Source organism: Pseudomonas sp. A-1 (genome assembly GCF_004801855.1).
Taxonomy (GTDB): Bacteria; Pseudomonadota; Gammaproteobacteria; order Pseudomonadales; family Pseudomonadaceae; genus Geopseudomonas.
In genome coordinates this window covers 1-9,091 of sequence record NZ_SSTC01000116.1, presented here as the reverse complement: position 1 = coordinate 9,091, position 9,091 = coordinate 1, and the positions used below count along the sequence as shown (strand labels likewise).

General features: G+C 70.3%; 9 protein-coding genes and 2 pseudogenes. 6 read left to right on the top strand and 5 right to left on the bottom strand.

Annotation, left to right across the window (positions count from 1 at the left end; all coding sequences use genetic code 11):
* The 5 genes and pseudogenes from E5198_RS18935 to fliE all read right to left on the bottom strand — a co-directional run.
* Positions 1-253: pseudogene (locus tag E5198_RS18935) on the bottom strand (hypothetical protein); the annotation flags it as partial.
* A complete protein-coding gene (locus tag E5198_RS18930) occupies positions 250-609 on the bottom strand; it encodes a flagellar protein FliT (protein ID WP_136491502.1) in 360 nt (119 codons plus the stop codon). The gene E5198_RS18930 and the pseudogene E5198_RS18935, both read right to left, overlap by 4 nt.
* A gap of 2 nt (positions 610-611) precedes the next feature.
* Complete coding sequence (gene fliS / locus E5198_RS18925; protein WP_236574804.1) at positions 612-1,016, bottom strand: flagellar export chaperone FliS; 405 nt, start codon at positions 1,014-1,016, stop codon at positions 612-614.
* Positions 1,017-1,049: 33 nt separating this feature from the next.
* Positions 1,050-2,396: a flagellar filament capping protein FliD gene (fliD, locus tag E5198_RS18920; protein ID WP_136491501.1), complete on the bottom strand. Its 1,347-nt coding sequence runs from the start codon at positions 2,394-2,396 to the stop codon at positions 1,050-1,052.
* Positions 2,397-2,584: 188 nt separating this feature from the next.
* Positions 2,585-2,914, bottom strand: coding sequence for a flagellar hook-basal body complex protein FliE (gene fliE / locus E5198_RS18915; protein ID WP_136491500.1), 330 nt, complete (start codon positions 2,912-2,914; stop codon positions 2,585-2,587).
* 239 nt (positions 2,915-3,153) lie between these two features.
* On the opposite strand from fliE, the gene fliF reads away from it, so the two are divergent.
* The 6 genes and pseudogenes from fliF to E5198_RS18885 all read left to right on the top strand — a co-directional run.
* Positions 3,154-4,938 carry a flagellar basal-body MS-ring/collar protein FliF gene (gene fliF, locus E5198_RS18910; RefSeq protein WP_136491499.1) on the top strand — a complete coding sequence of 595 codons (1,785 nt, stop codon included), beginning with the start codon at positions 3,154-3,156 and terminating at the stop codon, positions 4,936-4,938.
* Positions 4,931-5,926, top strand: a complete 996-nt coding sequence (gene fliG, locus E5198_RS18905; protein WP_136491498.1) for a flagellar motor switch protein FliG — start codon at positions 4,931-4,933, stop codon at positions 5,924-5,926. The genes fliF and fliG overlap by 8 nt, the downstream gene beginning before the upstream one ends.
* Entirely contained in the window at positions 5,919-6,662 is a 744-nt protein-coding gene (gene fliH / locus E5198_RS18900; protein ID WP_136491497.1) for a flagellar assembly protein FliH, read from the top strand. The genes fliG and fliH overlap by 8 nt, the downstream gene beginning before the upstream one ends.
* Positions 6,663-6,666: 4 nt before the next feature.
* The gene (gene fliI, locus E5198_RS18895; protein ID WP_136491496.1) at positions 6,667-8,055 is read left to right on the top strand and encodes a flagellar protein export ATPase FliI; all 1,389 of its coding nucleotides are present in this window, start codon (positions 6,667-6,669) and stop codon (positions 8,053-8,055) included.
* 22 nt (positions 8,056-8,077) lie between these two features.
* Positions 8,078-8,548: a flagellar export protein FliJ gene (fliJ, locus tag E5198_RS18890; RefSeq protein WP_136491495.1), complete on the top strand. Its 471-nt coding sequence runs from the start codon at positions 8,078-8,080 to the stop codon at positions 8,546-8,548.
* 8 nt (positions 8,549-8,556) lie between these two features.
* A pseudogene (locus E5198_RS18885) lies at positions 8,557-9,091 on the top strand (hypothetical protein); the annotation flags it as partial.

Here is a 9,091-nt window from a genome sequence, read left to right as displayed (position 1 = left end):
GCGCGACCTCGGCGGCACCCGGCTGGCGCGCTGTCGAGGCATGCGCCGCCTGGCTGCGCACCGCGGCCGCGGCCTGCGCCACCGGCGCCGATTCGCGCGGATCCAGACGCGAATCGCTGTGCAGAGGCCGCGCGCCCTGCGCCGGTGCGGCGGCCGCAACCGCCGCATTCAGATCCCTGGGCAAGGGAATATCCACACGCCGCCCCAGCACCTGATGCAGCAAGGTGTCCAGAAGCGGCGTGATCCCGCTCACATGCCGCCCCCGTCCGGGCCGACGGGCACGTCGGAGCGATAGGCGCGCCCCAGCTCGAGCTGGCGCCGCGACACGCCGATCAGCCGCCCCAGCTCGTCGCGACGCGCCAGCAGGCAGGAACGGATCTCCGCCTCCAGCTCGAGGATCTGCTCGAGCAGGCAGGCGCGCCGCGCCCGGTCGCCGCCCTCGACACCGAGGCGCCGCTCGCACTGGGTGACGTTCTCCAGCTCGACCAGATAGCGCGACTTCTCGAGCACCAGGCTCGACCAGTCGCCCTGGCGGGCGAACTCGAGCATCCGCTGCGACTGGCGGAGCAGATGCTGGTAGGAGTCGATGACCTGCGATTGACTGGCCATGCTCAGTAACCGTCCACTTGCGGCCCGATTTCGCGCCAGGCCGAGCCGATGTCCTCGAGCAGGCGCTCGGCCTCGTCGAGGCACTGCTCGTCGTTGTGCAGATTGGCCTGCAGCAGCAGGCGCACTACATAGTCATAGAGCTGTTCGAGGCGCTGCGCCAGTTCCCCGCCCTGCTGCGGGTCGAGAGCAGCGATCAGGCCGAGATTGACAATGTCGATGGCCTTGGAAATCGCCTTGCCCTTCTCGGCGACGGCACCGTTCTGCATGTGCAGGCGCGCCGCGCGGATCGAGGCCTGGGCACCGTCGAACAGCATGACGATCAGCCGATGGGGGGTCGCGGCCATCACGCTGCTCTCCACGCCCACCCGGGCATAGGCAGCCGCGCCGCGCATGGTACTGGTGACCATCTTCTTGGTTCTCTCTCTGCGAGTGAGTGGTTATCAGCCGTTGAGCTGGGCGTTCAGCGCATCGAACTGCTGGGTCAGGTAGCTGGTCGTGGCATTCATCTCCGACAGCATCAGATCCAGCTGGGTGAACTGCTTGCGGTAGCGCTCGACGGTGGCGCTGATGCTTTCCTCCATCCGCGCGTAGCGCTCGTCGAGCGACTTGATCCGCCCCTCGACGCCCTTGCTGACCGTATCGAGGGCACCGCCGTCCTTGAGGACCGTCTCCAGCGTGCTGCTCAGCTTGTCGGCCAGACCATCGGCAGTGCCGACACCGGCGAAGAAGCCGCTGACCGACATCAGGTCGCCGGAGATCAGGCCGTCGAGCTTGCTGCCGTCGAGCTTCAGGGTGCCCTTGAGCTCCAGCTCGATGCCGACATCGGCCAGCCGGGTCAGCGCGCCCTCGCCGAGACTGGCAGTGAGCACGTTGCGCAACTGGCTATGCACGCCACGCAGGGTGGCGTCGCCGAGCAGGTCGCCGGCCACCTGGGTATCCGCGTTGTAGGCGGTCAGACTGGAAACGGTACCCTGCAGCGAGTTCCATGCATCGACGAAACCGGTGACCGCCGACTTGATCGCCGCGCTGTCGCGCGCGACAGTCAGCACATGACTGCCACCCGCCTCGCTGAGCGACAGGCTGACACCCTGCACCGCGCCCTCGACCATGTTGGACTGGCTGGCGATGTCGATGCCGTTGACCTTCAGCGCGGCATTGCGCGCCTCCACCTTTTCGGAAAGATTCAGCACGCCGCCATAATCGCCGGTGACGGTCATCCGCGCGTCGGTACCGGTGTCCTTGGCGGTCAGCACCAGGCGATGGGGAGTGGCGCTGCCGTCATTGACGATGCTGGCGCTGACCCCACCATTCTGCTTGTTGATGGCGTCGCGCAAGTCCTCCAGCGAGCTGGCATTGGCATCCAGGGTCACCGTCAGGGTCTTCTGCGTCGCGCCACTACCCTGGGTGATCGTCAGGGTGCCGGCCCCCAGATCGGTCGTGCGGTCGGCCAGGCCGACGCTCGCCAGGCTCTGCGCCTGGGCCAGATTGGTGACCGCGACCTCGTAACGTCCCGCCACCGCATCGCTCTTGGCCGCGGCAGTCACGCCGGTGCCGGTGATGCTGCTGGTGACCGCCTGGAAGGTCTTGCTGTCGCCGAGCTTCTTGGCGGCGTCCTGCACCTTGGTCAGCGCGCTTTCCAGCCGGCCGTAGGCCGACAGCTTGGCCTGCTGGGCCTTCTTCTGCTTGGTGACCGGCTGCAGCTTCAGGCGCTCGGCGCTGTCCAGCTGGTCGAGCAGACCGCTGAGATCGAGACCGGAACCGACGCCCAGCGAGGAAATGGAGGCCATGGAATTCCCCTTGCAAACCAGGCGCACCTGGCAACCGGGCCTGGCGCGCGTCCTTATCAGTTAGGCCCTGCAGCGAGATGGCAAGGCGCCGTTGAAAACCTTATCGGCTGGCCGCCGGGAGACTTTAGGCAGAATCGCGGGAGCCTCGCCGGCGACCGGGTCGCGCCCGACCGGGCGTAGCTGCCGGATCAGACCTGCATGTTCATCACGTCCTTGTAGGCGGTGATCAGCCGGTTGCGCACCTGCACGCCCATCTGCATGGCGATGCTGGCCTTCTGCATGTCAACCATGACGTCGCTCAGCTCCACGCCGGGAGCGCCGGACTGCAGCGCCATCGCCTTGCTGCTGGCAGTCTGCTGCAGCTCGTTGATGCGCTGGATCGAGGCACGCAGCTCGGCAGCGAAGCCGCCCTGGCCGACCGCCTGGGCGGCCGTCGCGCCCTGGGCGGACTGCCCCGCCGCCTGGGCGGCCAGGGTATGGAGCTGTTGCAGGGCAGACTGGATGGCTGGAGCACTCATCGACACATTCCGGACAGGCAGGGATTGGGGATGCTGGCAAGCCTACCGGGCAGCGACCGCCGCCCATGCCCCCAATTGACAGCAAAAGCCGTGGCTTTTCAGGCCTTTAGCATGGCGGTCCAGACGCATAATGACGCCATCACAGCTCCGCCCGCGCCCGGCGGAGCCTCGCGACCGACCCTGCAAGCGGAACCCGCAATGCCCTTCGAAACCATCCTGACCGGCCCCCGGAACTGCGCATGAGCAACGCCACGCCAGCCGCCGCCGGCACCCCCGGCAGCGCCGCCGCCAGCAGCAACACAGGCAGCGGGCTAGAGCGCCTGCTGGCCAGGGTGCGCAGCACCCCGCTGCTGCCCGTACTGATCGCCGGCGCCGCGTCCATCGCGGTGCTGGTCGCCCTGCTGCTGTGGGCCCAGGCACCGGACTACCGGGTGCTCTTCTCCAACTTCAGCGAAGCCGACGGCGGACGCATCATCGCCGAACTGGACAAGCGCGGCGTGCCCTATCGCCTGAGCGAAGGCGGCAGCACCCTGCTGGTGCCGGCCGAGCAGATGCACGCGCTGCGCCTGCAACTGGCCGAGCAGGGCCTGCCGCAGGCCGGCAACGTCGGCTTCGAGCTGATGGACAAGCAGGCCTTCGGCGTCAGCCAGTTCGCCGAGCACCTCAACTTCCAGCGCGGACTGGAGGGCGAGCTGGCCCGCTCGATCGAATCGCTCGGCCCGGTGGCCAAGGCGCGCGTGCACCTGGCCATGGCCAAGCAGTCGATCTTCGTCCGCGACCGCCAGCCGGCCAGCGCCTCGGTGGTGCTGACCCTGCACCCGGGGCGCAGCCTCGGCGAAGGCCAGGTCGACGCCATCGTGCACATGGTCAGCTCCAGCGTGCCGGAGCTGACCGCCGAGGCGGTCACCGTGGTCGACCAGAACGGCCGCCTGCTGTCGGTACCCGGCGGCGAGGGGCGCGATCTCGACGGCAGCCAGCTGAGCTACATCGACGAGGTGGAAAGTTCCTACCAGCGCCGCATCGAGCGCATCCTCAGCCCGCTGCTCGGCGCCGAGAACGTGCGCGCCCAGGTCGCAGTGGAGATCGACTTCGCCAATCGCGAGCAGACCGCCGAGCGCTTCACCCCCAACCAGAATCCCGGCGAGGCGGCGATCCGCAGCCAGCAGTCCAGCGAGAGCCTCAGCGGCGACACCGCGCCTGCTCGCGGCGTGCCGGGCGCCCTGTCCAACACGCCCCCTGCACCATCGGCACCGACCCCGCCCGCCCCGCCGCAGGGACAGACCAGGGGCCAGCCCGCCCAGAACGCAGCGCCAGCGGCCGATCCGGCGACCGCCGCAGCCAGGAGCACCCAGGGCTCGGCGCAGCGCGACAGCCTGACCAACTACGAGGTCGACCGCAGCGTCGAGCACGTCCAGCTGCGCCGCGGCAGCATCAAGCGCATGACCGCGGCCGTGGTGCTCAACTACCGCAACGGCGTCGACGCCGACGGCAACCCGACCCGCGAGGCGCTGAGCGCTGCCGAGCTGGAGCAGATCAACCGCCTGGTGCGCCAGGCCATGGGCTACTCGGAGAACCGCGGCGACCAGCTGGAAGTGGTCAACAGCCCGTTCACCGAGGCCTCACCGAGCGTTGCCGCCAGCCCCTGGTGGCAGACCCCGGAATTCTTCGTGATGGCCACCTCGATCGCCCGCTACCTGATGGTGGGCATCGCCGCCCTGCTGCTCTGGCTGCTGCTGTTGCGCCCGCTGATGCGCCGCCACGCACCGTCGCCGGCCGCCGCCGGTGCCGGTACCGGAGCCGAAACTGTCGACGCCGCGAACGTCGGCCCGGCCAGCAGCGCCGGCGGCGCCGAGCCGGTCGACCCGGTAGAGGCGACCGCGGCCGCCACCGGCGAGCTGCAGCGCCGCCAGCGCCGCCGTTCGGCAGTCTACGAACACAACCTGGCCACCCTGCGCGAGATGGCCCAGGACGACCCACGACTGATCGCCATGATCGTCAGCGGCTGGATGAAGAAGAATGACTGAGATGACCGGCGTCCGCCGCAGCGCCATCCTCCTCCTCAGCCTGGACGAGGATAGCGCCGCGGAAGTGTTCAAGTACCTGTCGACCCAGGACATCGAGGCGGTCAGCCTGGAGATGGCGCGCCTGCAGCAGGTCTCCCACGAGGAGATGCGCCAGGTGCTCGACGGGTTCTTCGACGAGACCGAGCAGTACGCGGCGATCAACCTGCTGTCCAGCGACCACATCCGCGCGGTGCTGACCAAGGCCCTCGGCAGCGAACGCGCCGAGACCCTGATCGAGGACATCCTCGACGCCAGCGGCACCAGCTCCGGCATCGACAAGCTCAACCTGATGGAACCGGGCATGGTCGCCGAGCTGATCCGCGACGAACACCCGCAGATCATCGCCACCATCCTCGTCCATCTGGAGCGCGGCCAGGCGGCCGACATCCTGCAGCTGTTCGACGACCGCCTGCGCAACGACATCATCCTGCGCGTGGCCACCTTCAACGGCGTGCAGCCGGCCGCGCTGCAGGAACTCACCGAGGTGCTCGGCGGCATGCTCGACGGCCAGAACCTCAAGCGCAGCAAGATGGGCGGCGTGCGCACCGCGGCGGAACTCCTCAACCTGCTCAACTCCAACCAGGAGGAGTCGGCCATCGAGACCCTGCGCGCCCACAACGAGGACCTGGCGCAGAAGATCCTCGACGAGATGTTCCTGTTCGAGAACCTGCTGGACGTCGACGACCGCGGCATCCAGCTCATCCTCAAGGAAGTCGACACCAACTCGCTGGTGGTGGCGCTCAAGGGCGCCGAGCCTGCGCTGCTCGACAAGTTCCTGCGCAACATGTCGCAGCGCGCCGCCCAACTGTTCCGCGAGGACCTCGAGGCACGCGGCCCGATCCGCGTATCGCAGGTCGAGGCCGAGCAGAAGGCGATCCTGCAGATAGTCCGCCGCCTGGCCGACAGCGGCGAGATCGTGCTCGGCGGCGGGGACGACTCCTATGTCTGACCGCCGGCCGCCGCACGTCGGGGAGCAGTGGCGCCCCTGGCAGATGGACGAACTGGGCAGCGCCGGCGAGGCCACGCGCCAGCAGCGCGAAGCGCAGCGCCAGGAAGCCCTGCGCCAGGCGGCCTTCAGGCGCAACGCCGAACTGCAGGCGCTGCGCGAGCAGGCCCAGCAGCAGGCCCGCGAGCAGGGCTACCGCGACGGCTTCGCCGAGGGCCGCGAAGCCGGCTACGCGGCCGGCCTCGAGGAAGGCCGGCGCGCCGGCGAGGCCGAGCTGCAGCAGCAGCTGCAGCAGACCCTGCAGCCGCTGCAGGGCCTGGCCGCGCAGTTCGGCGCCGCCCTCGCCCAGCTCGACGAACGGATCGCCGCGCAACTGGTCGACCTGGCCCTGGTCACCGGCCGCCAGCTGGCCGGCGAGGCCCTGGCGGCGCACCCCGAACAGATCCTCGAGATCGTCCGCGAATTGCTGCACAGCGAACCGGCACTGAGCGGCCAGCCGCGCCTGTGGCTGCATCCGGCCGACCTCGTGCTGGTCAAGGCCCAGCTCGGCGACGAGCTGGAGGCCGCCGGCTGGCGCCTGCAACCGGACAGCGAACTGTCGCGCGGCGGCTGCCGCGCCAGCGCCGGCAGCGGCGAACTGGACGCCACCCGCGAGCGGCGCTGGGAAGCCCTGGTGGCGCAGATCCGCCACCGCCAGCAGGCGGACGACGCCAGCCACGTCGCAGACATGGGAGTCTGAGCCCATGCAGGCCAATCCGCATCAGCAGCACTGGCAGCAGACCCTGGCCAGCGTCAGCCGGCGCATCGCCGCGACGCCGCGCTACAGCGCCAGCGGCCGGGTTATCCGCGCCACCGGCATGGTGCTGGAAGCCACCGGCCTGCAGGTGCCGCTGGGCGGCGTGTGCCGCATCGAGCTGTCGCCGCGCGGCGCTGCCCGGCAGCAGCCCAGCTGCGCCGAGGCCGAGGTGGTCGGCTTCGCCGGCGAGAAGCTGTTCCTCATGCCGCTGGAGGAGATCAGCGGCCTGCTGCCCGGCGCACGGGTGTTCCCCCTCGCCGACAGCGCCGGCGAGCGCGAGAGCGCGCGGCGCTTCCCGCTGGGCAGCGCGCTGCTCGGCCGGGTGCTCGACGGCGGCGGCCAGCCGCTGGACGGACTGCCGCTGCCGGAGGACTGCCACTACGCGCCGCTGGCCACCGAACCGATCAACCCGCTCAACCGCGCGCCCATCGAGGAGCAGATCGACGTCGGCATCCGCGCCATCAACGGCCTGCTCAGCGTCGGCCGCGGCCAGCGCATGGGCCTGTTCGCCGGCTCCGGCGTCGGCAAGTCGGTGCTGCTCGGCATGATGGCGCGCTTCACCCGCGCCGACGTGATCGTGGTCGGCCTGATCGGCGAACGCGGCCGCGAGGTGCAGGACTTCATCGACAACATCCTGGGCCCGGAAGGCCGCCGCCGCGCCGTGGTGGTCGCCGCGCCCGCCGACACCTCGCCGCTCAAGCGCCTGCAGGGCGCCGCCTACGCCACCCGCCTGGCCGAGGACTTCCGCGACCAGGGCCGCGACGTGCTGCTGATCATGGACTCGCTGACCCGCTACGCCATGGCCCAGCGCGAGATCGCCCTGGCCATCGGCGAGCCGCCGGCGACCAAGGGCTACCCGCCCTCGGTGTTCGCCAAGCTGCCCCGGCTGGTGGAGAAGACCGGCAACGGCCCGCGCGGCGGCGGCTCGATCACCGCCTTCTATACCGTGCTCAGCGAAGGCGACGACCAGCAGGACCCGATCGCCGACTCGGCGCGAGCCATCCTCGACGGCCACGTGGTACTGTCGCGCCAGCTGGCCGAGAGCGGCCACTATCCGGCCATCGACATCGAGGCGTCGATCAGCCGGGCGATGACCGCCATCGTCGACGACGGCCAGCGCCGCCGCGCCCAGCAGTTCAAGCAGGCGCTGTCGCGCTACCAGCGCAACCGCGACCTGATCAGCGTCGGCGCCTACGTGGCTGGCCACGACCCGCAGCTCGATCACGCGGTCAACCTGTATCCGCGTCTGGAGCGCTTCCTCCAGCAGCGCATCGACGAACGCGCCGGCATCGCGGAAACCCTGCAGCAACTTTCCGCCCTGGTCTCCGGGGCCTGACCTGATGGAGAGGTGATCCGGCATGTCCCGCTCATCCGCACTCGACACCCTGATCGAGCTGACCCGCGAGGCCGTCGACAACGCCGGCCGCCAGCTGGCCGGCGCGCGGCGCAGCCAGCAGCAGGCGCAGGGGCAGCTGGACACCCTGCAGCACTACCGCCAGGAATACGCCCGCGGCCTGCAGCAGGCCATGCAGGAAGGCATGGAGCCGGCCAGCCTGCTCAACTACCAGGCCTTCCTCGGCACCCTGGACAATGCCATCGACCGCGCCCGCCTGAGCCTGAACGAGCAGCAGCGTCAGGTCAGCCAGCGCCAGCAGCAGTGGCTGGAGCAGCAGCGCAAGCTGAACTCCTACCACACCCTGGTCGACCGGCGCGCCCAGGCCGAGCAGTTGCGCGACAGCCGCAGCCAGCAGCGCATCACCGACGAGCTGAGCGCCCAGCTGCGCCTGCGCGGCAGCGCCTTCACCTCCACTTCCGGCAGCGGCCGGTGAGCAGCCCCATGGACATCAGCATCATCGGCGCCGGCAACCTCGCCGCCGCCCAGCCGCGCAGCAGCCAGAAACCGGCCGCCAGCGAAGACAGCTTCGCCCGCCATCTGCAGCAGGCGGCGGGCAGCGCTCCGGCCGCCCCCGGCGCCAGCGCGGCGGATCCGGCCAGCGGCATCGGCGCAGAGCGGTCGCCCACTGAGGCAGCGCCACCCCGGGCAGCGGCCGCCAGCCCGACGGCAGACCTGCTGCAGCCAGCTCCCCTGCCGGACAACAGCGTCCTGCTCCCCCTGCCCGCCGGCCAGCCGCTGGCGGCGGCCACGCCGGATGTCGCCACGGAGGAGCTGGCCGCCCGCACGGAGCAGGCTGTCGATGCCCTCGACGAGATCCGCCGGCGCCTGGCACTGATCGAGCAGGCCGGCCAGCTGCCGACCGAGACGGCGGCGGCCTTCGCCCCCCAGCCGGCCCAGGCCGGCTGGCCACTGGCCGGAACTGGGCCGGCGCCGACAGGCAGCCCGGCCGCGGCCACCGCCGGCGAGAGCGTGCCCA